Genomic DNA, 23,591 nt, shown 5'->3' on the forward strand with positions numbered 1-23,591 from the left:
GACGCCCCCATGAGCATCACCACGGATCTCTCCGCCTTCGTCGCGGGATTGCGGACCGAGGCCCTGCCGCCGGAGGTCCTGGACCGCGCCCGGCTGCTGGTGCTGGACCTCGTCGGCAACGCCCTGCGGGCCCGGCGGGACGCGGAGAGCACGCCCGCCCTGCTGGCCGCGGTGCGGGCCCTGGGGCTGGCCCAGGGCGAAGCCCGCGTCTTCGGCGACGAGGCCGGCTACGCCCCCGCCGGGGCCGCGCTGGTCAATGCCACGCTCGGCCATTCGCTGGACTTCGACGACACCCATGCCGAGGCGGTGCTGCATCCCGGCGCCCCCGTCATTCCCGCCGCCCTGGCCGCCGCCGAAATGGCCGGGGCCTCGGGCGCCGAGGCGCTGGCCGGCATCGTCGCGGGGTATGAGGTGGCGCTGCGGCTGGCGCTGGCCCTGCCGGCGGGGGCGCATTACGACCGGGGCTTCCATCCTTCCGCCACCTGCGGTGTCTTCGGCGCGGCGGCGGCGGCGGGGCGGGTCTTCGGGCTGGATGGCGCCGGCATCGCCTCGGCGCTGGGCATCGCGCTCAGCCAGAGCGCGGGCAGCCTTCAGTTCCTGGCCAATGGCGCCTGGACCAAGCGCTTCCAGGTGGGCTGGGCCGGCATGGCCGGGCTCACCGCCGCCACCCTGGCGCGGGAGGGCTTCAAGGGCGCTTCCGATGCCATCGAGGGCAAGCACGGCTTCCTCAACGCCTATGCCCCCGCGCCTCAGCCAGGGCGCGTGTTGCGGGATCTCGGCCAGTTCTACGAGCTGATGGCGACGGGCGTGAAGCCCTATCCCTCCTGCCGCTGGGGCCATGCCGGCATCGATGCCGCCCTGGCGCTGCGGGCCGAGCTGGATCTGAAGCCGGAGGAGATCGAGGGCGCGACGCTCGGCCTCTCCCGCGCCGCGCTGCTGCTGGTGGGGGAGCCGGCGGCGCGCAAGGCCGACCCGCAGAATGTCGTGGACGGGCAGTTCAGCGGCCCCTTCGTCATCGCGGCCGCCCTGGCCACGGGGCGGATGGACTGGGACAGCTACGCCCTGTTGCGGGACCCCGGCATCCGCGCCCTGCTGCCGCGCATAGCCTGCGTGCATGACGAGGAGATCGAGGCCGAGTTCCCTGCCAACATGTCCGGCAAGCTGACGCTGCGCGCGCGCGGGCAGAGCTTCACCCGCAAGGTGGTGGTGCCGAAGGGCGAGCCCTCCAATTTCCCGACCGACGCCGAGCTGCGCGCCAAGTTCGCCGGCCTGGCCGATGCCGTGCTGGGCGCCGGCCCCGCCGCCGCGCTGGCCGAGGAGGTGCTGCGGCTCGATCATCTGAACGAGGCCGCCACGCTGCTCCGCCGCGCGGTGCCCGGTGGCGCCGGGCGCGCCGCAGCCTGAACAGGAAGACGAAGATGGACGAGACCACGGCCGCCGCCGATCCCTATGCCGACCTGCGCGCGGAGGTCGCCAAGCTCTGTGCCCGTTTTCCTGGCGAATACTGGCGCAGGCTGGATGAGGTGCGCGGCTATCCGACCGATTTCGTGCGGGCACTGACGGAGGCCGGCTATCTCGGCGCGCTGATCCCCGAGGAATATGGCGGTGCCGGCCTCGGCCTCTCGGCGGCGGCGGCGATCCTGGAGGAAGTGCAGCGCCAGGGCTGCAACGGCGCCGCCTGCCACGCGCAGATGTACATCATGGGCACCATCCTCCGGCATGGCAGCGCGGCGCAGAAGCAGGAATACCTGCCGAAGATCGCCAGCGGCGAGCTGCGCCTCCAGGCCTTCGGCGTGACCGAGCCGACCAGCGGCACCGATACCACCGCGCTCCGCACCACCGCGCGGCGCGAGGGCGACAAATACATCGTCAATGGCCAGAAGATCTGGACCAGCCGGGCCGAGCATTCGGACCTGATGCTGCTGCTGGCCCGCACCACGCCGCGCGACCAGGTGGCGAAGAAGACCGAGGGCCTCTCGACCTTCATCGTCGACATGCGGAGCGTGCTGGGCAAGGGCCTGACCATCAGGCCCATCCGCACCATGATGAACCACAATTCCTGCGAGGTCTTCTTCGACAACATGGAGGTGCCGGCCGCGAATCTGGTGGGCGAGGAGGGCAGGGGCTTCCGCTATGTGCTCGACGGCATGAATGCCGAGCGGCTGCTGATCGCCAGCGAATGCATCGGCGATGCCAAGTGGTTCATCCGGAAGGCGGTGGACTACGCGAAGGAGCGCGTGCTCTTCGGCCGTCCGATCGGCCAGAACCAGGGCGTGCAGTTCCCCATCGCCCGCGCCTATGCCCAGATGCGCGCGGCGGAGGCCATCGTGCAGAAGGGCCTGCAGAAATTCGAGCGCGGCGAGAACTGCGGCGAGGAAGCCAATATGGGCAAGATGCTGGCCGCCGAGGCCAGTTGGGCCGCCGGCGAGGCATGCATCCAGACCCATGGCGGCTTCGGCTTCGCCGAGGAATACGATATCGAGCGCAAGTTCCGCGAGACGCGGCTCTATCAGGTGGCGCCGATCAGCACCAACCTCATCCTCTCCTATCTCGGCGAGCATGTCCTGGGCATGCCGCGTTCCTATTGAGGGCGGCGGCATGAGCCAGCAGACCGAAGGCGATTACGCCGCCTGGATCGGCCGGCGGGAGCAGCAGCGGGACATCGTCGCCGCCGGCCCCCTGGACCGCCTCGCCGCCACCCTGGACCGCGAGGACCCGCCCGCCACGGCGGGCGACGCGGCGCCGCCTCTCTCCCACTGGATCATGTTCCTGCCGGATGCGCGGCAATCCAGCCTGGGGCTGGACGGGCATCCGGCGCGCGGCGGCTTCCTGCCGCCGGTGCATCACCTGCCGCGCCGCATGTGGGCCGGCGGGCGCCTGTCCTTCCACGCGCCGCTGCGCGTCGGCATGGCCGTCACGCGCAGCTCCACCATCGCCGATGTCTCCCGCCGCGCGGGCGCATCGGGAGAGCTGGTCTTCGTGACGGTGCGGCATGAGATCCGCGAGGATGGCCAGGATGCCGTGCTGCTGGCGGAGGAGCATGACATCGTCTACCGCTCGGGCGAGGCCGCGGCCGTGAAAGCCGCGCCGGAGGCCCCGCCGCCCGGCGCCTGGCAGCGCAGCCTGGTGCCTGATGCGGTGATGCTCTTCCGCTATTCGGCGCTGACCTTCAACGGCCACCGCATCCATTACGACCGGGACTATGTGACGCGGGAGGAAGGCTATCCCGGGCTTATCGTGCATGGGCCCCTGGTGGCGACCCTGCTGCTGGACCTGCTGCGCCGGCGGATGCCGGAGGCCGGCGTCTCCCACTTCTCCTTCCGCGCGCTCTCGCCCTTGTTTGACGGCGCGCCCGTGACGCTGCACGGCACGCCGCCGGATGCGGAAGGGCGCATCATGCTCTGGGCCACCAACCCGGCGGGCGGGCTGGCGATGCGGGCCGAGGCCCGCATCGGCTGACGCCCGTCATCCACCGGACGGCAGGGCATAGGCGATGACGGCATCGCCGGCCTTGGTGCCCAGCGAGCCATGGCCGCCGGCCACGACCAGCAGGTATTGCCGTCCGTCACGGCCGGCATAGGTCATGGGCGTGGCCTGCCCGCCGGCCGGCAGGCGGGCCCGCCATAACTCCCGTCCATCCGTCACGTCATAGCCGCGCACATAGTTGTCGATGGTGCCGGAGAGGAAGGCGACGCCCCCCGCCGTCATGATCGGGCCGCCCAGATTGGGCACGCCCATCGGGAAGGGCAGCGGCACGGGCGCGGCATCGCGCGTGGTGCCGTTCTTGCGCCGCCACAGGATCTCGCCCGTGCGCAGGTCGGCCCCGGCCACATAGCCCCAGGGCGGCTGCTGGCAGGGCAGGCCCAGCACCGAGGTGAAGGGATAGAGCTGCACGGCGTAGGGCGCGCCGAAATTCTCGTTCAGCGCCGGCAGGCTGCCCTCGGGCCGCTCGCCCCCCTGCACCATCAGGCTGGTGGCATCCGGGCGCGGCACCAGGCGGGAGACGAAGGCGAGATAGGTGGGGGTGGTGAAGGCCACCTCCCGCCGCGGGTCCACGGCCACCGAGCCCCAGTTGAAGACGCCGAAATTGCCGGGATAGACCAGCGTGCCCTGCAGCGAGGGGGGCGTGTAGCGCCCTTCGTAGCGCAGACGCTTCAGGGCGATGCGGCAGGCCATCTGGTCGAGGAGCGTGGCACCCCACATATCCGCCTCCGTCAGCGGCGGCGGCTCGTAGGAGAGCCTGGAGACCGGCTGCGTCGGCGCCGTGCGGTCGCCCTCCACGGCGCCCTGCGGCACCGGCGTCTCCGTGACCGGCAGCACCGGCTGCCCGGTCTCACGGTTCAGCACGTAGATCTCGCCCTGCTTGGTGGGCTGGACCAGCGCCGGCACGCGCTGCCCATCGAGTGTGAGGTCGATCAGGCTGGGCTGGGATGGGACGTCATAGTCCCAGAGATCGTGATGCACGGTCTGGAAGACCCAGCGCACCTGCCCGGTGGCGAGATCCAGCGCCACGACGGAGGAGGAGAAGCGCTCGACCTCCTCGCTGCGGTCGGCGCCCCACTGGTCCGGCGGCTGGTTGCCCAGCGGCACATAGACCATGCCCAGATCTTCATCGACGGCGGAGATGGACCAGCTATTGGGGGAATTTGGAGTATAGGTCTGGCCGGGCGGCAGCGGCGCGGTCTGCTCCGGGTTGCCGGAATCCCAGTTCCAGACCAGCGCGCCCGTATTGACGTCGAAGGCGCGGATGACGCCGGAGGTCTCGTTGGTGGAGACATTATCCAGCACCGTGCCGCCGACGATCACCAGGTTCCGCGTCACCACGACGGGCGAGGTGGAGTAATAGCCGCCCGGCTTCACATTCGGCATGTTGGTCCAGAGGTTGATTTGCCCACCGTCGCCGAAGCTGGTGCAGACGCCACCGCTCTCCGGGTCCAGCGCGATCAGCCGCCCGTCGGCCGTCGGCATGAAGAGCCTGCGCGGGCAATCGGCCACGGTGCGGGCGCCATCCGCCGCGGCGGGCAGGCGCAGGGGCGGCGCGGCCTGCTGCGGGGCGGCATCGACCTGGGCACCGCCCGGGGCCTGCGGCGTGCCGGAGGGCGCGGCCGCCGGGGCCGGCGCATCGCCGGAGGCCTCGTGGTAGGAGAGGCCCCGGCAGGTCAGGTGCTGCAAGGCCAGCTCGTTCTGGATGCGTGGGCTGTAGCGCCAGACCTCCTGCCCCGTATCCGCATCCAGGGCGATGACGTTCTGGTGCGGCGTGCAGAGGAAGAGGCGGTCGCCGATCTTCAGCGGCGTGACCTGGAAGGTCGTCTCCTCCGGGTCGCCGGGGCGGCCGCGCTGATCCCCGGTGTTGTAGGTCCAGGCCACCTCCAGCCGGCTGATATTCTCCGGCGTGATCTGCGCCAGAGGGGAGTAGCGCTGGCCATGGCCGGTGCGGCCATAGGCATGCCATTCACCTTCCGGAATCGCCTCCTCCGCCACATTCGTGGTGCGGGGGCCGGGCAGGCGGCCGTCGATGCGGCCCGGGTCGTTCGTCAGCGCCATGCCGGCGGCCACCACCGACGCCAGCAGCACGACGGACAGCGCCAGCCCGCCGCCGCGGAAGGCGGTGACGCGGCGGGGGGAGGCCGGGTCGCCCAGGCCGCGCGTGACCCAGGGGGTCAGCAGGACCAGACCCAGCAGGAAGATGAGGTCGCCGCGCGCGGTCAGCGGCCACCAGCTCAGCCCGGATTCCCAGATGGCCCAGAGCAGGGTGGCGGCGGTCAGCAGCGCATAGACCCAGAGCGCGGCCGGGCTGCGGCGCCAGAGCAGCCATGCCGTGACCAGCATCGCGAGGCCCGCGCAGAAATAGTACCAGGATCCCTGCAGGGCTACGAGCCAGCCGCCGCCAATGGCCAGCGCCAGGCCCAGCAGGACCAGAATGATGGCCAGCACGGCCAGTACCCGGCTTCGCCTTATCGCTTGCATGATGAGATGGAACTCCCGCTTGCAGGTAGGGCCGCCCTGGTCCGCTCCATGGCTGTCACGGCCTCTGCACGCGCTAACGGAGTTTTTGCAGGTTGCGTTGAGTCAACCACTCGGGAGGCATGCCGATGCGGCGCAGTCGCGCCGTGGTGGGCATACTGGCCTGAGCGGAACGGGGAGGAGATGCTGATGCCGCCTGAGCGGAATGGCCTGGAGGCCGCGGAAGATACGCGGCGCTGCGCCTGGGCGGTGAAGGACCCGCTGATGCGGGCCTATCACGACGAGGAGTGGGGCATCCCGCAGCGCGACGGGCGCATGCTCTGGGAGATGCTGATGCTGGAGGGTTTCCAGGCAGGCCTCGCCTGGATCACCATCCTGCGGAAGCGCGAGGCCTTCCGGGCGGGTTTCGCCGGCTTCGACCCCGCGCGGGTGGCGCGCTTCGGCGCGGCCGAGACCGAGCGGCTGATGGCCGATCCCGGCATCGTCCGCTCCCGCGCCAAGATCGGGGCGGTGATCGCCGGCGCCCGGATCTATCAGGCGATGCTGGAGCGGGGCGAGGATTTTTCCGGGTTTGCCTGGTCCTTCACCGGAGGGCAGCCACTGGTCGGCGATGGCCGGCACCTGCCGGCGAAGACCCCGCTCTCTGAGGAGATCTCGCGCGAGCTGAAGCGGCGGGGCTTCAAATTCGTCGGCCCCACCATCGTCTATGCCTGGATGCAGGCGGTCGGCGTGGTCAATGACCATGCCGCCGATTGCTTCTGCCGCCAGCGGGACGAGCTGCGCGCCCTGGCTTAGGTCTTCTCGCTCTCCATGCCGCCCAGGGCCTCGATGGCCGTCACCAGGGCGGAGTGGTCCAGCTCGGCATTCCCCTGCGCGGCGCAGGCGGAGAAGAGCTGCTGCGTCACCGCCGTGCCCGGCAATGGCAGCGCCATCTCCTGCGCCGCCGTCAGCGCCAGCTTCAGATCCTTCTGGTGCAGGCGGATGCGGAAGCCCGGCTGGAAGGTCCGGTCGACCATCCGCTGTCCATGCACCTCCAGCACGCGGGAGGCCGCGAAGCCCCCCAGCAGCGCCTGCCGCACCCGGCCGGGATCGGCGCCGGCCTTGCGGGCGAAGGTCAGGGCCTCCGCCACCGCCTGGATATTGGCGGCGACGATCATCTGATTGGCGACCTTGCAGGTCTGGCCCGCGCCGGCTTCGCCGACATGGGTGATGTTCTTGCCCATCAGCTGGAAAAGCGGCAGGCCGCGCGCGAAGGCAGCTTCGCTGCCGCCCACCATGATGGTCAGCGAGGCCGCCTTGGCGCCCACCTCGCCGCCGGAGACCGGGGCATCCAGCCATTCGCAGCCGGCGGCTTCCACCTGGCGCGCGAAGCCCTGCGTGGCGGTGGGGCTGATGGAGGACATGTCGATGACCAGCGTGCCCTTCCGCAGCCCGGCCAGCACACCATCCGCGCCCAGCAGCACGCCCTCCACATCTGGCGTGTCGGGCAGCATGAGGATGACGACCTCCGATTGCTCCGCGACGGCACGGGGCGTCGGCAGCACCTGGGCCACCGCACGGAACTCGGCGGGCAGCGAGCCTCGCTCGGGCACAGCCAGGCTATGGCCGGCATCCAGCAGGTGCCGGGCCATGGGCCGGCCCATGATGCCAAGTCCGATAAAGCCGATTTTCACGACGCTCTCTCCCATTGTCTTCATGGCCAGATCCCGCGCGGCGGAGCCGGGCGAAAGGGCGGGCGCGCCGTGCTGTGCGGCGCGCCCGCCCTTCTCTGTATTCATGAATCCGGCCCGCTTGCCCACTGGCCCCTAGCGCCACCGGCAAGGGGGATGATGGGTTCTGATGCGGCGGCGAGGGATAGGAGAAGAGGCCGTGCGATATCCGGCTGGGCAGGGCTGCGGATCGTGCCGGTGCCCGCATGTGCCCGGAAGGCCCCGTGTCAGCGGGGCATCATGGCCTGTCTCAGGCCGTGGGGTGGCCCAGCCCGGCCATGCCGGCTTCGTGCTGCGGATCGGCATTGTGGCAGGCCCAGCAGAAGAGCCCGGTCGTGAGCACTGACAGGACCAGCCATGCCTTGAGGAGCGGCAGAGCAGCTCCGGCAATTTCGATGAGAGGCGCGGGATCGGTCATGTTTCGGAACCAGCCCAAAAAGCCATTGCCTGTGTTCTCGAACGATCAGGACGGGCCAGTGTCACCGGCCGGACCCGTCTATCCGTGAACTTCACGCAACCTTGCATGGTAACAGATATTTGTCAACACAAAACCGTGATGTGGCGACGCAGCATGGGCTCGGCGGCCCGGTAACTCTGCTGAAAATGTAAAAAGCTCTGCTTTCAGTGAAATAACGCCATCCTAGCGCAGCACTTCCCGGCCGCTCGCGTGTTGCTGCGGAGCAATAACGATGAATCCCGATGGCAGCCGGATGGCGGGCACGGCGGAGCTTTCGGGCCGGGAGAAACGTTTCGCTGCGACTCCGATACGGTCAAGGCCGCGCCGGGAGCCTCAACTCCGAGGGGGCTGGGCGTCTGCACTCCGCCGCTCGTGGCCCTGCCAAATGTAGCCTGTGCTTCATTAACTGTGTTGAGGTGCAAAATAAGGTCTGATACCTAAGCTTCAGTGGATGATTCATCAGGCTGTTGAGTGGGAGCCTCCGGAATGAGCGAGAATTCGGGCAAGACCCCTGGAATCCAGCGCCGCCGCCTGGCGTTGGGCATGGCTTTGCTGGGTGGCGGGGCCTTGTTGGGTGGGCTGCCCGGCGCCGCCCTGGCGCAGGACGCCGCGCGGCGTGGGCCGCTGAAGGTGCTGGCCACTATCGGCATGGTCGGCGATGTCGTGAAGGAGATCGGCGGCGACCGCATCCAGGTCGAGACGCTGATGGGCGCGGGGGTGGACCCGCATCTCTATAAGGCGACGCGGGAGGATGCGGCGCGCATGCTCCGCGCCGATGTCATCTTCTACAACGGCCTTGTGCTGGAAGGGAAAATGACCGACGCCATCATCCGCGTCGCGCGTGCGGGCCGCCCCGTCTATGCCGTGACGGAACTGCTGCCGGAAGACCAGCTGATCGAGCCCGAGGGCACCGAGGGGCTTTATGATCCGCATGTCTGGATGGACCCGCGCGCCTGGTCGGAGGCGGCGGCGCTGATCGCAGAGCGGCTGATCCAGCACGACCCCGGCAACGCGGCGGCCTTCCGCGAGAATCTCGCCGCCCTGCGGGCGCGGATGCAGGCGCTGGATACCTATGCCGAGCGTGCCATCGCCTCCATCCCCGAGCGCCAGCGCGTGCTGGTCACGGCGCATGACGCCTTCAACTACTTCGCCCGCCGCTACGGCATCGAGGTGCTGGGCATCCAGGGCCTCTCGACGGAGGGCGAGGCCGGGGTGCGCCGCATCCAGGAGCTGGTGGGCATCCTGGCCGAGCGCCGCGTTCCCGCCGTCTTCGTCGAGACCTCCGTCTCCGACCGCAACGTGCAGGCGCTGGTGGAGGGCTCGCGGGCGAAGGGCCATCAGGTCCGCATCGGCGGATCGCTCTTCTCCGACGCCATGGGCGAGCCGGGCACATATGAGGGCACCTATATCGGTATGATCGACCATAATGTGACGGCTGTCGTGCGGTCCCTGGGCGGGCAGGCGCCGGAGCGCGGCTTCCAGAACCGGCTGAGCGCGGCGAAATGACCGAATCCGCGCCACCGCTGGCGGTCCGGCATCTGACTGTCGCCTATCACGACAAGCCTGTGCTGCGGGATCTGAGCTGGAGTTGCCCGCCGGGTGCCCTGGTCGCCATCGTCGGGCCGAATGGCGCGGGCAAATCGACGCTCATCAAGGCCTCGCTGGGGCTGGTGCCGAAGCTCACGGGCGATATCCGCGTCTTCGGCCAGCCGCTGGCGGCGGCGCGGCGGCGCATCGGCTATCTGCCGCAGCGCGCCAGCGTGGACTGGGACTTCCCGGTGACGGCGCTGCAGGTCGTCACCATGGGGCGCTACCCCCGTGCCGGCTGGCTGCGGCCGCTGCCGCGCGGGGAGAAGGAGCGCGCCCGCGCCGCCCTGGCCGAGGTCGGCATGGCCGATTTCGCCTCGCGCCAGATCGGCCAGCTCTCGGGCGGCCAGCAGCAGCGCGTCTTCCTCGCCCGCGCCCTGGCCCTGGAAGCCGATCTCTACCTGATGGACGAACCCTTCGCCGGCGTCGACGCCGCGACGGAGCGCGCCATCGTCGAGGTGCTGCAGCGCCTGGTGCGGGAGGGGCGGACGGTGGTGGCGGTGCATCACGACCTCGCCACCGCCCCGCAGTATTTCCAGGAGGTGCTGCTGCTGAACACGCGCGCCATCGCCGCCGGGACGATGGCGACCACCTTCACGCCCGAAAACCTGGCGCGCACCTATGGCGGCCGGCTCTCGCTGCTGGAGCAGGCCGTGGCGGCGGCGGGGCGCGAGGCCGTGACGCGGGAGGTGGCGTGACGATGGCCGGCTTCCTCGAGGCGCTCTTCCTCGGCGCCGGCTACAACGCGACGGTGGTGGCCCTGGGCTGTGCCGGCTTCGGGCTGGCGGCGGGGGCCATCGGCTGCTTCGTGCTGCTGCGCGGCCGCGCGCTGATCAGCGACGCCGCGGCCCATGCCACCCTGCCCGGTGTCGCCGGTGCCTTCATCCTGGCGGCTGTGATGGGCTGGAACGCCCGCAGCCTGCCGCTGCTGCTGGCGGGCGCGGGGCTGACGGCGGCGGTGGCGGTGGCGGCGGTGTCGGCGCTGGGCCGGGGCGGGCGCATCCGCGACGATGCCGCCATGGCCCTGGTGCTTTCCATCGGCTACGGCATCGGCGTCGTGCTGGTCTCGGTGGTGCAGTCCCTGCCCACCGGCGGGCAGGCGGGGCTGACCAGTTTCATCCTCGGGCAGGCGGCGGGGATGAGCGCGGCCGATGCGCTGCTGATCGCCGGTCTGGCGCTGTTCAGCGCGCTGATGCTGCTCATCCTCTTCCGGCCGCTGGCGGCGCTCTGCTTCGACCGTGAATTCGCCGCCAGCACCGGCCTGCCGGTGCGGCTGCTGGACGGGCTGCTGCTGGCGCTGATGCTGGCCGTGGCCATCGCCGGGCTGCGCGCCGTGGGGCTGATCCTGGTGGTCGGGCTGATGGTGATCCCGGCCGTCACCGCGCGCCTGCTGACGGAACGGCTGGAGGCGATGGTGCCGCTGGCCGCGCTGCTGGGTGCCGTCTCGGCCTGGCTGGGCACGGCCATCTCGGCCAGCCAGCCGCAATTGCCGACCGGGGCGACCATCGCCCTCACGGCCTGCGTCTTCTTCCTGCTGGCCCTGTTGCTGGCGCCCCGGCGCGGCGCGCTGGGCTTCGCCTGGCGCCAGGCCCTGCTGTCGCTGATGGTGGCGCGGGACCAGGCGCTGCGGGCCCTGGCGGAGGCCGAGACGCGGGGCGCCGCGCCGCCACGCTGGGCGGGGCTGGGGCAGGAGGCCGGCTGGTCCTTCCTGCAGCGCGCGCTGTTGCCGCTCTGGTGCCGCCGCGCGGGCTGGGTGCGCGGGCGTGCGGATGGCGCGCTGGCGCTCTCGCCCCAGGGCCTCGCCCTGGCGCGCGACATCCAGCGCCAGCAGGAGGAACCCTGGCTGACCCTTGTGCCCGGAGAGGCCCGATGACCGAGTTCCTGCAGCTCGACCTGGCGCCGCTGCTGGCGGCGACCCTGGCCTGCCTGGTCTGCGGGCTGATCGGCAACCTGCTGCTGCTGACGCGGCAAAGCCTGATGGGCGATGCCATCAGCCATTCCGTGCTGCCGGGCATCGTCGCGGGCTTCTGGGTCACCGGCACGCGCGCCACGCTGCCGCTGGTGCTGGGGGCGCTGGTGGCGGCCATCATTGCCTCGCTGCTGATCGGCCTGCTGCGGCGGCTGACGCGGCTGGAGCCGGGCGCGGCCATGGGCGTGGTCTTTTCCGGCATGTTCGCGCTGGGGCTGGTGCTGATCGAGGTCAGCGGCGCGCATGCGGTGGATCTGGATGTGGACTGCGTGCTCTACGGCCAGTTGGAGGCGCTGATCTGGCCTGCCGCCACGGGGGCGGCATCGCTGCTCGACCCCGCCGCCCTGGCCGAATTCCCGACGGAGGTGCTGACGCTGCTGGGCGCGCTGGCGCTGGTGCTGCTGGTTCTGCTGGTGATGTGGAAGGAATTGCGTCTGGCCGCCTTCGACCCGGATTTCGCGCAGGCCATCGGCTTCTCGCCCCGGCTGCTCTCGGGCGCGGTGCTGGTGATGGTGTCGGTGGCCTGCGTCGCCTCCTTCTGGGCGGTGGGCTCGGTGCTGGTGATCGCGGCGCTGGTGGCGCCGCCGGCCATCGCGCGGCTGATGACCAACGACTATGCCACGCAGTTCGCGCTTTCCGCCCTGGTGGCGGTGGCGATGGGGGCGGGCGGTTACCTGGCGGCGGCGGCCGTGCCGGGCGCCCTGGGCCTGGGCCATGGGCTGAGCGCGGCGGGCATGATGGCGGTGGTCGCCGGCCTGCTGCTGGCGCTGGCCTGGGCCTTCGCGCCCTTCGGCCGGCGCGGCGGGCGGGGCGGCGCGGTGCCCGTGGGCTGATCCGCGCCACCCCGGGGCATCACGGCGCCGCCGTGATCAGCCCTTCCCTGGCGGCGGCGGCCCAGCGCTTGTCATCCTGTTCCAGGAAGGCCGGGAAGCCGTCGGGGCCGAGCGAATCCAGGTCGGCCCCCAGGTCCTTCAGCTTCTTGCCGATGGTGGGATTGGCGAGCGTGGCCTGAATGGCGGCATAGAGCTTGGCGGCGATCTCGGGCGGTATGCCCTTGGGGCCATACATGCCGTACCAGCCCGTGAACTCGTAATCGCGGATGCCGGCCTCGGTCAGCGTCGGCACATTCGGGATCAGCGGGCTGCGGGTGGTGGAGGTCACGCCCAGCGCCTTGATGCCGCCGCCGTTCAGATAGGGCAGCACCGCCACCGTGCTGGTCACGGCCAGACTGATATGCCCGGCGATCAGGTCGTTGAGCTGCGGCCCGCTGCCGCGATAGGGCACTTCCACCAGCCTGATGCCGGCCTGCCGGGCGAAGGAATTGCCGGCATAGCTGGTGGCGGCCTCGGTGGTGCCGAAGCTGATGCTGCCGGGCTTCTCCCGCGCCGCCGCCAGCAGCCCGGCCACGTCGTTGAAGGGCGCCTTCTCCGTCGCCGCCACCACCAGCGGGAAGCTGGAGAGCTTGGAGATGGGCGTGAAATCCTTCACGGGGTCGAAGGGGATCTGTGCCATCGAATAGCGGTTGATGACATGCGCGCCGGTGCAGACCGCCAGCATGCAGCCATCCGGCGTGGAGCGGGACACGTATTCGGCGCCGATGATGCCATTGGCGCCGGCCTTGTTCTCCACCACCACGGTCTGGCCGAGGGCTGACCGCATCCCCTCCGCCAGGGCGCGGGCGAAGATATCCGTGCCGCCGCCTGGGGAATAGGGAACCACGATGGTGATGGGGCGCGGCGGCCATGCCGGGCCGGCGGCGCGGGCGATGCGCGGGGCCGGGAGTGCGGACGCGGCGGCCGCGATGGCGGCCGCCCCCCGCAACACGCTGCGGCGTGTGCTGGTCATAACTTGACTTTCCTCCGGAGAAGGGCCCTTCGCGGGCTCTGGGTCTTCTTCCTGGTTAGCCTAATAGGCGATGTCACGCATCCCCAGGGATTGCGCCGCGCGCGCCTGATAGGCCAGCAGCTCGGGCGTCACGCCACGGCCCTTGATGCCGCCGCGCACCGTGCCGCGCTCCACGCTTTTGTAGATATCCTCGAGGCCCTGCGTCAGCGGACGGCCATTCGGCACCGCCAGCCAGAGGCGGAAGAGATGCCGCTTGCGGTCCTCCTCCTCGAAATCCTCGTAATGCGTGCGGGAGTGGTAGAGCACGTGGTTGTTGACCAGCTGCAGGTCACCCGGCTCCAGCCACATGTCGAAGGAGAATTCGGCGCTGCTGGCCATCTCCTGCAGCGCGTCCAGCGCCTCGTGCTGCAGCGGGGTCAGCTTGGGCTGGCCCTCGATCATCTGCGTGGAGCGGATGTGGTTGCGGATGTAGCGGCTGGCGAAATGCCCGTCGCGCAGGCTGTAGACGGGGGCCATGTAGGTCGGCGCCTCGTCCGGCGCTTCCTCATTCTGGCGGCTGTGCGGAAAGAGGCCGTAGAGCGTCTCGGCCAGATCGGGCCGGGTTTCCACCAGCGCGTTATGGATGGCCACGGAACTGGCCAGGCGGCTCAGCCCGCCATTGCGGGCGGTGTTGCGGCAGAGCAGCGCGACGACGTCGGAGCCATCGGTGTGGTAGTCCAGCTCGGCATTGGTGTTGTAGCCACGGCCGCTGGTGCTGCGGTAGACGCCGCCGGCATCCCGCACGTCGGAGATGACCTGGCTCGCCTTACCCTGCGGCCGCGCCACGCCGAGATGCGTGCCGATGGCCCAGAAGAGCAGCCGGTTGTCCTCGACGCTCATGGACTGGACGGGCAGGCCGCGCAGCACCTTGAAGCCGATGCCCTCTTCCATCTCCTGCTCGGCCTCGCGCAGCGCGCCGGCGAAGCTGCCGATGGAGACATCCTCGCGCGTGATCTCGAACAGGGATTTGCCGCTGGCCTTCAGGGCCGCGAAGCCCTGCATCAGGTCCTTCACCTCGCCGGGCGTGACGTGGCGCACCCAGCGGTCGGATGCCGCGATGTCCGCAGCGCGCCAATCCGCGGCCGAGACGACCTTCTTCACCATCTTGCGTTCCTCCAAACTCGCCGCGGCGTTCGGCCGCCGGCGGATGCAGCCTAGGCAGAGCGTGGGCAGAGCGTCCAGCAAATTCATGCACACGTTTACATTAGCTCCTCCAACAGATTTTCGCTGGGGTACTTCTCTATCTCTGCGGTAATCTGCCGATGCCAGGAGCGCCCGGCGTATTCGTTTGCACGGCCGCTGCCCTCTCCGCGCGGCATGACGCCGAGCTGAAGGAGCCCCGTGACTGAGTCCAACGCCCCGCCACCGCCTCGCCTCCGCGCCACCATCATCACGGTCGCGCAGGCGGCGGAGGTCTCCACCGCCACCGTCTCCCGCGCCCTGAAGGGCGACCCGCGCATCACGCCCGCCACGCGGCGGAAGGTGCTGAGCATCGCCCGGTCGCTGGGCTACACCCCCAATGCCCTGGCCCGCACGCTGCAAAGCGGGCGCAGCGGGCTGATCGGACTGGTGCTGGGCTCGGTGGAGAATCCCTTCTACGGCATGCTGCTGCAGGAGGTGGTGGAGCAGGCGGCGCAGCAGGGCCTGCGCGTGCTCATCCTGCATGCAGGGGCCGGCGCCCTGGAGGAACGGACGGCCGAGGCCATCCTGCAATACAAGCTCGATGGCTGCCTGATCTCCTCCGCCACACTCTCATCGACTGCGGCGCAGCTCTGTGCCGCCAGCGGCGTGCCGATGGTGATGCTGAACCGCGTGGCCGAGCACCACGCCCTGGCCGTCACCTGCGACAATCTGGCGGGCGGGGAATACCTGGCGGATCTGCTGGTCCGGGCCGGGCACCGCCGCTTCGGCGTGCTGACCGGACCCGGCGAATCCTCGACGGCGCGGGACCGGGAACGGGGCTTTGCCCTGCGTCTGGCGGAGCACGGGCAGGGCCTCTCCACACGAATCGTCGCGGGGCCGGGTGAGCCGCAGGTGACGACCTATGCCGGCGGCTATGAGGCCGGCCTGGCCCTGGCCGACCTGCCGGCGCGGGAGCGGCCCGATGCGGTCCTGGCCATCAGCGACATCATGGCCATCGGCGCCATCGACGCCTTGCGGGAGCGAGGCCTTTCGGTGCCGGGCCATCTCTCGGTGGTCGGTTTCGATGGTATCCCAGAGGGCGCGCGGCCGCCCTATGGCCTCACCACCATCCGCCAGCCGGTGGAGGCCATGGTGCGGCGGGGACTGGAACTACTGGCATCCGCCGCGACAGCGGGCGGCGCGGCAACCATCCTGCTGCCGGGGGAGCCGGTGCTGCGCCGATCGGCCCGGCTGTCATCGGGACCGGTATCCGACTGAGGCGACACCACCCGGGGAACGGAGCGCGCCGGGATGCGCGGTAGTGGCTGCCTGGCTCGGCCAGGGCTGACCTGTCCGCGGCGACGGAATGATCGGTAAGGGGGAGGGGGCTCTCCGGCAGCAGCCGGGCCGAAGCACTCCTGCGCCACCGGCGCTTTTCAAAGAGCGGGAGCGGCGCCAGGAAGCACCAGCGGGCTCCGTCAGAGCCTGTTTCACCTCAGGAAAATTATTGATGCGGCGCGATAATGACTTCTTATCGGCCTCGTTAGCTATGCAGTGACATGATCGTTACCGTGTCGATTCAATATGTCGTTTTCGCGCCGACAACCGGCTACTCTCAGCCCCCGGCCGCCTGCTCGGATCGTCCCAATTAGCTTTTGCGCTTTATTGATCTTGTGTTCGGCTGGGCGGACGTCTTACCCTCTGTGTATATAAGTGATTGGCATCTGTATACTTACCAGAAAGCAATCTTCAATTTTAACATTCGGTATTTGATGAGTTCTTTCTGGTCAAGCTATGAAATTAAAAGCTGAAGGTTGGAGCGGGGTCAGCGCTGATGGCAATGCGGGATGAGATCATGCGCGTGGCGACTGAGCTTTTCACGCTACGCGGCTTCCGAGGCGTCAGCTTCGCCGATATTGCGGTCGTGCTGGGCATCACCACCACCAATATTCATTACCATTTTGGTAACAAGATGGGTCTGGCCAATGCGGTGCTCGAGCATTACTCCGAATCCGTCGGCAGCCGCTTCCGGAGCATCTGGGCAGACCCACAGACCAGCCTTGCCCAAAAGGTGCAGGACACGCTCGAATTCAATCGTCAGCTCTACCAGAACTACAATCCGGCGGGCGATGAGGGAAATGCCTGGAGCCTGCTGACGCGTTTCGCGTCGGATGTGGATGCGCTGGATGATGCCATGCGACAGCGTCTCTCGACCTTCCGGCGCAGCATCAATACCCAGGTCTTCGATGCCCTGGGCATGGCCACCGCCTCTGGCGAGCTGGTGCCGGATGCGCCGCGTGCCGAGGTGGCGCGCATATTGGCCAGCGCCTTCACTTATGCCTCGCTGATCGCCAGGGATGCCGGTGGCTTCGCCGGGCTGGAACGGTATTACGAGACGGTCCTGGATCTCATCTTCCGCGCCTATGGCCTGCAGGCCGCCCCCAGGCTTGTGGCGGAACTGCCCGCGAGGCCCGAGGCGCAGCCGTGAACGGCGCGGGGTGAATCCACCCCTTGCAGGTCCGGCGGCCGTCGCCCGCGCGGTCCCCGACTGGCTGTGACGTTGGCGCGGCTCCGCCGCATGGCCATGCGGCGTTATCCATGCATGCGGCGGGGCGGGATGCTTCCGGCCCGGCTTCGCGCAGCCGCCGCCGTTCAGTCCCTGTGGCGCGCCAGCAGCCGCGCCACCACCATCAGCGCCACGCCGACGGCGATGATGCCGGTGGTGGCAGGCGATGCGGTGACGGCTTCGATAATGGCCGCAGGCACCCAGGCGAGCCATTCCATCGCCACCCTGGGAATCCACAGCAGCCTGTCCCAGCCCACCACATGCGCGGCGATTCCAAGGGCCACCAGGAAGACGCCCAGGGACCAGAGGCGCGCCGACATCATGTCCGCGTCAACCGCTCCTGGGCGCGGCGAAGCAGCCAGCCATAGAGGCCTGGAGCCTTGCCGATGGCATCCTGGAGCGCCTGCAAGGCTGCCTCGGCCCTGGAGCGCGCGACCGTGGCCTCGACCAGCTGCCCGCGGGCGACCATGCGGCCTTCCTCCAACTCCGCCAGCCGGCGTGCCAGGAAGGCATCCGCGCCCTTTTCCTCGATCTGGCGCAGCATCGCCCGCGCATCGGCAAGCTCCTGGCGGAGCTGAGCGTTCTCGGCTTCCAGCTGAGTGATGCGGCGGTGGCCGCTCTTGGCGGCTTTCGGCTGTGCGCGGCGGCTCAAAGCGGATACTCCCGGAGGCGCAGGCTGATGCCGCCCTCGTTCCCAGGGGTGAAGTCGACAGGACATCGCGCCGGCGGACTGGCCGGGGCCGATGGTTGCGGACCCTAGCCGAACAGCCGCGCGACCCCAAGCCGGGCCATTCACCGTTATGCCGCTTCTGACGGGAAAGCGATCTGACACGCCAGGGCGGCGCGGCGCTGGAGGAGGGCAGGAGATGAGGATCGACGGACACCTGACCCCTGCCGGCAGGCATTCCCGCGTAAGGGGGAGGGAGGCGTGATCACTGAGGCTGCGGCAGCGGTCGCCCGACGTGGAAGGGCGGCTTCCCGGCGCCGGAAGCAGAAAGGGCCCGCCGAAGCGAGCCCTTGCTAATCACCTGACTTCCTTTCGGAAGATGGAGCGGGCGAAGGGATTCGAACCCTCGACCCCAACCTTGGCAAGGTTGTGCTCTACCCCTGAGCTACGCCCGCGCTCCGTTCGGCGTGGGCGGGCATTTGCCATGCGGCCGGGGGGCGCGCAACCCCCCTGACGCGCTTCCCGATTAAAATTTTCAGTCGGGCCCGTCAGGCCGCCGCCTGACAGACATCCACCCACTCCGCCGCCACCAGTTCGGCCAGCCGGGCGGGCGGGATTCGGAGGGCGCTGTTGATGGAACCCGCCGCCGGCAGCACCTCGTCGAAATCCTGGAGGGAGAGGTCGCAATAGACCGGCAGCGGCTGCGCCAGCCCGAAGGGGCAGACCCCGCCCACCGGGTGGCCCGTCAGCGCCGCCACCTCCGCCGCGTCCAGCATCCGCGGCTTGGCGCCGAAGGCGGCCTTGGCCTTCTTGTTATCCAGCCGCGCATCGCCGCGTGCCACCACCAGCACCACCCGCTCCCCCACCCGCAGCGACAGCGTCTTGGCGATCCGCGCGGGCTCGACGCCATGCGCGGCGGCGGCCTCCGCCACGGTCGCGGTACGCGCCTCGGTCTCCAGGATCTCGATGTCGGGCGCTCTCTCGGCCAGGAAGGTGCGGACGCTCTCAAGGCTCATGCGGCAGGCTCCTATGTCGGCTGCGCGCGACCCTATCCGCCCCGCCCAGGCCGTCAAAGCCCGGCCCCGGGCTTGCTTCCGCCCCGGCGGCACGCATCTATGCGGGAGAGAGACAGCTGGAAGCCGGTGTTCCCATGGATGCGACCCTGACCCCCAACCCCACCGCTGCCGCCGAGATCATCAAGGACAGCGACCAGAAGAGCTTCATGCAGGACGTCGTGGCCGCGAGCCGCGAGGTGCCGGTCCTGGTCGATTTCTGGGCGACCTGGTGCGGCCCCTGCAAGCAGCTGACACCGACGCTGGAGAAGGTGGTGCGCGCCGCCGGCGGCCGCGTGCGGCTGGTGAAGATCGATATCGACCAGAACCGCGCCCTGGTGCAGCAGCTCTCCCAGATGGGCCTGCCGTTGCAGTCGGTGCCGACCGTCGTGGCCTTCTGGCAGGGACAGATCGCCGATCTCTTCCAGGGCGCACTGCCGGAATCGGAAGTGAAGAAGTTCATCGAGGGGCTGCTGAAGGTGGCCGGTGGCCAGATGCCCGGCGCTGACCTGCTGGCCGAGGCCAAGGCCGCCGCCGAGCAGGGGGACCACCAGACCGCGCTGGAGCTTTTCGCCGGCCTGGTGCAGCAGGAGCCCGAGAATCCGGAAGCCTTCGCCGGCGCCGCCCGCAGCCTGATGGCGCTGGGGCAGGAGGAGCAGGCGCTGGCGGTGCTGGAGCAGGTGCCGGAGAAGCTGCGCGACCATGCCGAGATCAGCGGCGTGCGCAGCGCCCTGGAACTGGCCGCCGAGGGCCGCCGCGCGCGGGAGCGCCTGTCGGAATTCGAGTCGCGCCTGGCCGCCGATGAGGATGACCACGAGGCACGGATCGACCTGGCCGTCGCGCTGAACGCCATGGACCGCCGGGCCGAGGCCGCCGAGGCGCTGCTGGCCTCCATCAAGCGGGACCGCGCCTGGAACGAGGAGGCGGCGCGCAAGCAGCTGCTGAAGTTCTTCGAGGCCTGGGGCCCGATGGACCCGGCCACCGTGAAGGCGCGGCGCGGGCTCTCCACCCTCCTGTTCCGCTGAGCGGGATGGCGGGCGCGCGGCCGGGACGGGAGGGCGCGGGCGAAAGCCCGGCCCGGCGGCCATGAGCAGCCGGCGCCCCAACCCCGCCGCGCTGCCGGCCGAGATCCCGATCTTCCCGCTGGCGAGCGCGCTGCTGCTGCCCGGCGGCCGCCTGCCGCTGAACATCTTCGAGCCGCGCTACCTGGCGATGGTGGAGGATGCGCTGGGCGCCGGCCGGCTGCTCGGCATGGTGCTGCCCGACCCGTCCGGCCCGCGGCCGGGCGGGCGTTCCACCATCTACCGCACCGGCTGCCTCGGCCGCATCGCCTCTTTCAGCGAGACGGGGGATGGGCGCTACCTCATCACTCTGCTGGGCCTGCTGCGCTACGACGTGGTGCAGGAACTGCCGGACCATCCCGCCGGCTATCGCCGCGTTCGGGCGGATTTCTCACCCTATCTGGACGATCTGGAACCGGCGCCGGGCGAGATGGACCGGGCGGCCCTGCTCGGCGCCCTCTGGCCCTATTTCGCCGCCCGCGGCATCGAGGCGGACCGGGCTGCGCTCGAGCGCATCCCGGATGCTGAACTGGTCACCACCCTCTGCATGGCCTGCCCATTCGATGGCCGGGAGCAGCAGGCCCTGCTGATGGCGCCAGATCCATCCCGCCGGGCAGAGCTTCTGACCACCCTGCTGCGGATCGACGGCGCTGGCCCGCCGGGGGATGACGCGCGGCCGGTGTGACGCCTGCCGGGGGCGTGGCGCGGGAGATGCGAGTTGACGGCCTGCCCGCCTTGGCGCAGGAGTCGAGCGCCATGAGCAACCCGACCGACACCTCCGCCTCCGCGCCGCCCGCTGGCGGCCCCGTGGATCCCCGCCTGCTGGAGATCCTGGTCTGCCCGCTGACCAAGGGGCCCCTGATCTATGACCGCCAGAAGGGCGAGCTGATCAGCGAGAAGGCGGGCCTCGCCTATCCGATCCGCGATGGCATCCCCATCATGCTGCCGGACGAGGCACGCCGGCTGGAGGATTGAGGTGGCCGCCGCGCCGACGGAAATCCGCCTGCGCCGGGCTGAGAAGCTGCTGGAGATCGCCTTCGCGGATGGTGCCCGTTTCAGCCTGCCGGCCGAGTATCTCCGGGTGGAAAGCCCCTCGGCTGAAGTCCAGGGGCATGGGCCCGGCCAGCGAAAATGGGTCTCCGGCCGCCGCCATGTCGGCATCATCAGGGTCGAGCCGGTCGGGCATTACGCCGTGCGGCTGGTCTTCGACGACCTGCACGACAGCGGCATCTACAGCTGGGCCTATCTGCGCCAACTGGGCGAGGAACAGGCGGAACGCTGGGCCGCCTATGAGGCGGAACTGGCGGCCCGCGGCCTCTCCCGCGATCCTCCCCGGCGGCCTGCATGAATGAACCTTTCTTCGACGCCGCCATCATCGGCGGCGGCTTTGCCGGCACCGCGCTGGCGCTGCAACTGCGCGCCGGGCTGCCGGAAGGCGGGCGCATCCTGCTCTTCGAGCCGGCGCCGCGCCCCGGACCCGGCCTGGCCTATTCCACGCCGGACCCTGGCCATCTGCTGAATGTGCCGGCCGGCGGGATGAGCCTCTTCCCCGACCGGCCCGCCCATTTCGCGGAATGGCTGGGCCGGCGGCCCGACGGCCCGCCGGCGCCACCGGAAGGCGGGCCGGTCTTCGCGCCGCGCCAGCTCTACGGCGCCTATCTCCAGGAGCAGCTGGCCGGGACCGAAGGAATCGAGGCGCTGCCCCGGCGTGTCGAGGCGGTCGAGCCCCTGCCGGGAGGTGGCTTCCGCCTGCGGGGCGGCGGCGAATCCTGGCGGGCGGCGCGGGTCGTGCTGGCCATTGGCGGCTTCGCGGCCAGGGCCGGTTCCCCGCCGCATCTGGCCGGCGATCCCTGGGATCCCGGGACGCTGGAGGGCATCGATCCCGATTCGCCCGTCCTGCTGGTGGGGATGGGGCTGACCATGGTGGATATGCTGCTCTCGCTGCGGCGGCGCGGGCACCGGCGGAAGGTGACGGCCATCTCCCGCCATGGCTGGCTGCCATTGCCGCATGTGACCGGTCCGCTGCCATCGCCCTGGCCGGTGGAGCTGCCGGAAGGCGCCGGCCCCGTCAGTGTCAGCCGCATCCTGCGGCGGGAGGCGGCGCGCGCCGCCGAAGCCGGGCAGCCCTGGCAGGCCGTGGCCGATGGCGCCCGCCCGCATCTGCAACGCATCTGGCGCGGCTGGAACCAGGCGCAGCGCGCCAGCTTCCTGCGCCATGGCCGCAGCCTCTGGAACCTGCACCGGCACCGCCTGGCGCCGGAGGTTGCCCGCTTCGTGGCGGAGGAACGCGCCTCCGGCGGGCTGGAGACCCTGGCCGCCCGGCTGGGCGAGTGGCAGGCGCGGGCGGATGGCGGCGTGGACGCCACCCTGCGGATGCGGGGCGGTGGGGAGCGGGTGCTTCCGGTCGCCCGCGTCATCCTCTGCGTCGGCCCGGACAGCGGCAGCGGCTGGCGTGAGGCCCCGCCCGTGCCGGCCCTGCTGGAGCAGGGGCTGGCGCGGCTGGATCCGCTTGGTCTGGGGCTGGAGGTGGCGGGGCCGGATGGCACGCTGCTGGACGCCCAGGGCCAGCCCGTGCCAGGCCTGCAGGTGATCGGCGCGCTGACCCGTGGCGCGTTGTGGGAGATCACGGCGGTGCCGGAAATCCGCGCGCAGGCGGCCCTGATCGCGGGTTGATGGAGCAACGGATCATGCCGCTGGATGCGCCCGACCTGCCCGGCCGCCTGGAGGGTATGGCCCGGCGCCATGAGACCTCCTGCGGCCAGGGCGGCATGGTCTGGCATGAATGGGGTCCGCCCGAGGCGCCGCCGCTGCTGCTGCTGCATGGCGGCGCCGGCTCCTGGCGCCACTGGATACGGAACATCGAGGCCCTGGCGCGGCACCGGCGGGTGCTGGCGCCGGATATGCCGGGCCTCGGCGAATCCGCCCAGCCGCCGGCGGGCATCGACCTCTGGGGCTATGTCGGGCTGATCGAATCGGGCTTCGCGCAACTGGCGCTGGAAAGCCGCGCGGCGCGCTACGACCTCGTCGGCTTTTCCTTCGGCGGCATCCTGGCCGGGCATATGGCCTCCCGTGCCGATGCCCGGCTGCGCTCGGTGACGCTGCTGGGCGCGGGCGGGCTGGGGCTGGCGCGGGTGCCGACCAGGCTGGCCAGCGTGCGTAACAAGCAGGGGGAAGAGCGCGCCGCCGCGCATCGCGCCAACCTCGCCATGCTGATGATCGCCGACCCCGCGCGGATCGACGCGCTGGCGCTGCGTATCCAGGCCTGGAACAGTGACCATGCCCGGCTGCGCAGCCGCAACCTCGTGCTCGATGGCGCCCTGCGGGACGTGCTTCCGAAGATCCATGCCCCGCTCGCCATGGCCTATGGGGAGCGTGACGCCATCGCCTATCCCTTCATGGACCAGCGGCGGACGCTGCTGGCGGCGCTGCGGCCGGAGGCGGGGTTCCATGTCATCCCCCGCGCCGGCCACTGGGTGCAGTTCGAGGCGGCGGAGGCGGTGAACGCCCTGCTGCTGCGGCGCCTGGAGGGCGCCGCGCCCGCCGCCTGACGGGC

General features: G+C 70.3%; 24 protein-coding genes and 1 tRNA gene. 16 read left to right on the forward strand and 9 right to left on the reverse strand.

Features of this window, described 5'->3' with window-relative positions:
* Nucleotides 1-9: 9 nt before the first annotated feature.
* Genes IAI58_RS04060 through IAI58_RS04070 form a run of 3 tightly spaced genes read left to right on the forward strand, consistent with a single transcriptional unit; the run spans nt 10 to nt 3,459 of the window.
* The gene (locus IAI58_RS04060; protein WP_207446919.1) at nt 10-1,404 is read left to right on the forward strand and encodes an MmgE/PrpD family protein; all 1,395 of its coding nucleotides are present in this window, start codon (nt 10-12) and stop codon (nt 1,402-1,404) included.
* 14 nt (nt 1,405-1,418) lie between these two features.
* Nucleotides 1,419-2,588 carry an acyl-CoA dehydrogenase family protein gene (locus tag IAI58_RS04065; RefSeq protein WP_207446917.1) on the forward strand — a complete coding sequence of 390 codons (1,170 nt, stop codon included), beginning with the start codon at nt 1,419-1,421 and terminating at the stop codon, nt 2,586-2,588.
* A 10-nt stretch (nt 2,589-2,598) separates the two neighbouring features.
* Nucleotides 2,599-3,459: an HTD2 family dehydratase gene (locus tag IAI58_RS04070; protein WP_207446915.1), complete on the forward strand. Its 861-nt coding sequence runs from the start codon at nt 2,599-2,601 to the stop codon at nt 3,457-3,459.
* Nucleotides 3,460-3,465: 6 nt separating this feature from the next.
* On the opposite strand, the gene IAI58_RS04075 is transcribed toward IAI58_RS04070, so the two are convergent.
* Nucleotides 3,466-5,967 (reverse strand): glucose/quinate/shikimate family membrane-bound PQQ-dependent dehydrogenase, encoded by a 2,502-nt coding sequence (locus IAI58_RS04075; RefSeq protein ID WP_207446914.1) that lies wholly within the window; start codon nt 5,965-5,967, stop codon nt 3,466-3,468.
* Between the two features lie 186 nt (nt 5,968-6,153).
* Here IAI58_RS04075 and IAI58_RS04080 point away from each other — a divergent pair, with 186 nt between their 5' ends.
* Nucleotides 6,154-6,759 carry a DNA-3-methyladenine glycosylase I gene (locus IAI58_RS04080; RefSeq protein WP_207446913.1) on the forward strand — a complete coding sequence of 202 codons (606 nt, stop codon included), beginning with the start codon at nt 6,154-6,156 and terminating at the stop codon, nt 6,757-6,759.
* On the opposite strand, the gene IAI58_RS04085 is transcribed toward IAI58_RS04080, so the two are convergent.
* Together IAI58_RS04085 and IAI58_RS04090 are read right to left on the reverse strand one after the other, a co-directional pair.
* Entirely contained in the window at nt 6,756-7,742 is a 987-nt protein-coding gene (locus IAI58_RS04085) for a 2-hydroxy-3-oxopropionate reductase (protein ID WP_456315963.1), read from the reverse strand. The genes IAI58_RS04080 and IAI58_RS04085 overlap by 4 nt on opposite strands.
* Nucleotides 7,743-7,923: 181 nt before the next feature.
* Nucleotides 7,924-8,091, reverse strand: a complete 168-nt coding sequence (locus tag IAI58_RS04090; protein WP_207446912.1) for a hypothetical protein — start codon at nt 8,089-8,091, stop codon at nt 7,924-7,926.
* A gap of 525 nt (nt 8,092-8,616) precedes the next feature.
* Between IAI58_RS04090 and IAI58_RS04095 the strand changes: the two genes are divergently transcribed.
* The 4 genes from IAI58_RS04095 to IAI58_RS04110 are packed head-to-tail and all read left to right on the forward strand — an operon-like array spanning nt 8,617 to nt 12,519.
* On the forward strand, nt 8,617-9,636 hold the full coding sequence (locus IAI58_RS04095) for a metal ABC transporter solute-binding protein, Zn/Mn family (protein WP_237182384.1): 1,020 nt from the start codon (nt 8,617-8,619) through the stop codon (nt 9,634-9,636).
* On the forward strand, nt 9,633-10,415 hold the full coding sequence (locus IAI58_RS04100) for a metal ABC transporter ATP-binding protein (protein WP_207446911.1): 783 nt from the start codon (nt 9,633-9,635) through the stop codon (nt 10,413-10,415). The genes IAI58_RS04095 and IAI58_RS04100 overlap by 4 nt, the downstream gene beginning before the upstream one ends.
* Nucleotides 10,416-10,417: 2 nt before the next feature.
* Complete coding sequence (locus IAI58_RS04105; RefSeq protein ID WP_207446910.1) at nt 10,418-11,590, forward strand: metal ABC transporter permease; 1,173 nt, start codon at nt 10,418-10,420, stop codon at nt 11,588-11,590.
* Nucleotides 11,587-12,519, forward strand: coding sequence for a metal ABC transporter permease (locus IAI58_RS04110; RefSeq protein WP_207446909.1), 933 nt, complete (start codon nt 11,587-11,589; stop codon nt 12,517-12,519). The genes IAI58_RS04105 and IAI58_RS04110 overlap by 4 nt, the downstream gene beginning before the upstream one ends.
* 19 nt (nt 12,520-12,538) lie before the next feature.
* Here the strand turns inward: IAI58_RS04110 and IAI58_RS04115 are convergent, their stop codons facing one another.
* Nucleotides 12,539-13,531, reverse strand: coding sequence for a Bug family tripartite tricarboxylate transporter substrate binding protein (locus IAI58_RS04115; RefSeq protein ID WP_237182383.1), 993 nt, complete (start codon nt 13,529-13,531; stop codon nt 12,539-12,541).
* Nucleotides 13,532-13,591: 60 nt separating this feature from the next.
* On the reverse strand, nt 13,592-14,674 hold the full coding sequence (locus tag IAI58_RS04120; RefSeq protein WP_207446908.1) for a TauD/TfdA family dioxygenase: 1,083 nt from the start codon (nt 14,672-14,674) through the stop codon (nt 13,592-13,594).
* A 237-nt stretch (nt 14,675-14,911) separates the two neighbouring features.
* On the opposite strand from IAI58_RS04120, the gene IAI58_RS04125 reads away from it, so the two are divergent.
* Nucleotides 14,912-15,970: a LacI family DNA-binding transcriptional regulator gene (locus IAI58_RS04125; RefSeq protein WP_207446906.1), complete on the forward strand. Its 1,059-nt coding sequence runs from the start codon at nt 14,912-14,914 to the stop codon at nt 15,968-15,970.
* Between the two features lie 577 nt (nt 15,971-16,547).
* Nucleotides 16,548-17,180 (forward strand): TetR/AcrR family transcriptional regulator, encoded by a 633-nt coding sequence (locus IAI58_RS04130; RefSeq protein WP_207446905.1) that lies wholly within the window; start codon nt 16,548-16,550, stop codon nt 17,178-17,180.
* A gap of 164 nt (nt 17,181-17,344) precedes the next feature.
* Here the strand turns inward: IAI58_RS04130 and IAI58_RS04135 are convergent, their stop codons facing one another.
* The 4 genes from IAI58_RS04135 to IAI58_RS04150 all read right to left on the reverse strand — a co-directional run bounded on the left by IAI58_RS04135 (nt 17,345) and on the right by IAI58_RS04150 (nt 18,941).
* Nucleotides 17,345-17,581 carry a hypothetical protein gene (locus tag IAI58_RS04135; RefSeq protein WP_237182382.1) on the reverse strand — a complete coding sequence of 79 codons (237 nt, stop codon included), beginning with the start codon at nt 17,579-17,581 and terminating at the stop codon, nt 17,345-17,347.
* Complete coding sequence (locus IAI58_RS04140) at nt 17,578-17,910, reverse strand: hypothetical protein (protein ID WP_207446904.1); 333 nt, start codon at nt 17,908-17,910, stop codon at nt 17,578-17,580. The genes IAI58_RS04135 and IAI58_RS04140 overlap by 4 nt, the downstream gene beginning before the upstream one ends.
* Nucleotides 17,911-18,305: 395 nt before the next feature.
* Nucleotides 18,306-18,380, reverse strand: a tRNA-Gly gene (locus IAI58_RS04145).
* Nucleotides 18,381-18,473: 93 nt separating this feature from the next.
* Nucleotides 18,474-18,941, reverse strand: coding sequence for a YbaK/EbsC family protein (locus IAI58_RS04150; RefSeq protein WP_207446903.1), 468 nt, complete (start codon nt 18,939-18,941; stop codon nt 18,474-18,476).
* A 134-nt stretch (nt 18,942-19,075) separates the two neighbouring features.
* Between IAI58_RS04150 and IAI58_RS04155 the strand changes: the two genes are divergently transcribed.
* The 6 genes from IAI58_RS04155 to IAI58_RS04180 all read left to right on the forward strand — a co-directional run bounded on the left by IAI58_RS04155 (nt 19,076) and on the right by IAI58_RS04180 (nt 23,586).
* Nucleotides 19,076-20,002: a tetratricopeptide repeat protein gene (locus tag IAI58_RS04155; RefSeq protein ID WP_207446902.1), complete on the forward strand. Its 927-nt coding sequence runs from the start codon at nt 19,076-19,078 to the stop codon at nt 20,000-20,002.
* 61 nt (nt 20,003-20,063) lie between these two features.
* Nucleotides 20,064-20,723: an LON peptidase substrate-binding domain-containing protein gene (locus tag IAI58_RS04160; RefSeq protein WP_207446901.1), complete on the forward strand. Its 660-nt coding sequence runs from the start codon at nt 20,064-20,066 to the stop codon at nt 20,721-20,723.
* Between the two features lie 71 nt (nt 20,724-20,794).
* Nucleotides 20,795-21,013 (forward strand): Trm112 family protein, encoded by a 219-nt coding sequence (locus IAI58_RS04165; RefSeq protein WP_207446900.1) that lies wholly within the window; start codon nt 20,795-20,797, stop codon nt 21,011-21,013.
* A 1-nt stretch (nt 21,014) separates the two neighbouring features.
* Nucleotides 21,015-21,386, forward strand: coding sequence for a gamma-butyrobetaine hydroxylase family protein (locus IAI58_RS04170; protein ID WP_408906199.1), 372 nt, complete (start codon nt 21,015-21,017; stop codon nt 21,384-21,386).
* Nucleotides 21,383-22,711 (forward strand): FAD/NAD(P)-binding protein, encoded by a 1,329-nt coding sequence (locus IAI58_RS04175; protein ID WP_207446898.1) that lies wholly within the window; start codon nt 21,383-21,385, stop codon nt 22,709-22,711. Before IAI58_RS04170 ends, IAI58_RS04175 begins: the two co-directional genes overlap by 4 nt.
* Nucleotides 22,711-23,586 carry an alpha/beta fold hydrolase gene (locus IAI58_RS04180; RefSeq protein WP_208776020.1) on the forward strand — a complete coding sequence of 292 codons (876 nt, stop codon included), beginning with the start codon at nt 22,711-22,713 and terminating at the stop codon, nt 23,584-23,586. Before IAI58_RS04175 ends, IAI58_RS04180 begins: the two co-directional genes overlap by 1 nt.
* Nucleotides 23,587-23,591: the final 5 nt, after the last annotated feature.

Source organism: Roseomonas marmotae (assembly GCF_017654485.1).
GTDB classification, from domain to species: Bacteria; Pseudomonadota; Alphaproteobacteria; order Acetobacterales; family Acetobacteraceae; genus Pseudoroseomonas; species Pseudoroseomonas marmotae.

Coding starts and splice junctions, on each gene's coding strand:
- IAI58_RS04060 (WP_207446919.1), top strand. CDS start 10: ATGAGCATCACCACGGATCTCTCCGCCTTCGTCGCGGGATTGCGGACC.
- IAI58_RS04065 (WP_207446917.1), top strand. CDS start 1,419: ATGGACGAGACCACGGCCGCCGCCGATCCCTATGCCGACCTGCGCGCG.
- IAI58_RS04070 (WP_207446915.1), top strand. CDS start 2,599: ATGAGCCAGCAGACCGAAGGCGATTACGCCGCCTGGATCGGCCGGCGG.
- IAI58_RS04075 (WP_207446914.1), bottom strand. CDS start 5,967: ATGCAAGCGATAAGGCGAAGCCGGGTACTGGCCGTGCTGGCCATCATT.
- IAI58_RS04080 (WP_207446913.1), top strand. CDS start 6,154: ATGCCGCCTGAGCGGAATGGCCTGGAGGCCGCGGAAGATACGCGGCGC.
- IAI58_RS04085 (WP_456315963.1), bottom strand. CDS start 7,742: ATGAATACAGAGAAGGGCGGGCGCGCCGCACAGCACGGCGCGCCCGCC.
- IAI58_RS04090 (WP_207446912.1), bottom strand. CDS start 8,091: ATGACCGATCCCGCGCCTCTCATCGAAATTGCCGGAGCTGCTCTGCCG.
- IAI58_RS04095 (WP_237182384.1), top strand. CDS start 8,617: ATGAGCGAGAATTCGGGCAAGACCCCTGGAATCCAGCGCCGCCGCCTG.
- IAI58_RS04100 (WP_207446911.1), top strand. CDS start 9,633: ATGACCGAATCCGCGCCACCGCTGGCGGTCCGGCATCTGACTGTCGCC.
- IAI58_RS04105 (WP_207446910.1), top strand. CDS start 10,418: ATGGCCGGCTTCCTCGAGGCGCTCTTCCTCGGCGCCGGCTACAACGCG.
- IAI58_RS04110 (WP_207446909.1), top strand. CDS start 11,587: ATGACCGAGTTCCTGCAGCTCGACCTGGCGCCGCTGCTGGCGGCGACC.
- IAI58_RS04115 (WP_237182383.1), bottom strand. CDS start 13,531: ATGACCAGCACACGCCGCAGCGTGTTGCGGGGGGCGGCCGCCATCGCG.
- IAI58_RS04120 (WP_207446908.1), bottom strand. CDS start 14,674: ATGGTGAAGAAGGTCGTCTCGGCCGCGGATTGGCGCGCTGCGGACATC.
- IAI58_RS04130 (WP_207446905.1), top strand. CDS start 16,548: ATGCGCGTGGCGACTGAGCTTTTCACGCTACGCGGCTTCCGAGGCGTC.
- IAI58_RS04135 (WP_237182382.1), bottom strand. CDS start 17,581: ATGATGTCGGCGCGCCTCTGGTCCCTGGGCGTCTTCCTGGTGGCCCTT.
- IAI58_RS04150 (WP_207446903.1), bottom strand. CDS start 18,941: ATGAGCCTTGAGAGCGTCCGCACCTTCCTGGCCGAGAGAGCGCCCGAC.
- IAI58_RS04155 (WP_207446902.1), top strand. CDS start 19,076: ATGGATGCGACCCTGACCCCCAACCCCACCGCTGCCGCCGAGATCATC.
- IAI58_RS04160 (WP_207446901.1), top strand. CDS start 20,064: ATGAGCAGCCGGCGCCCCAACCCCGCCGCGCTGCCGGCCGAGATCCCG.
- IAI58_RS04165 (WP_207446900.1), top strand. CDS start 20,795: ATGAGCAACCCGACCGACACCTCCGCCTCCGCGCCGCCCGCTGGCGGC.
- IAI58_RS04175 (WP_207446898.1), top strand. CDS start 21,383: ATGAATGAACCTTTCTTCGACGCCGCCATCATCGGCGGCGGCTTTGCC.
- IAI58_RS04180 (WP_208776020.1), top strand. CDS start 22,711: ATGGAGCAACGGATCATGCCGCTGGATGCGCCCGACCTGCCCGGCCGC.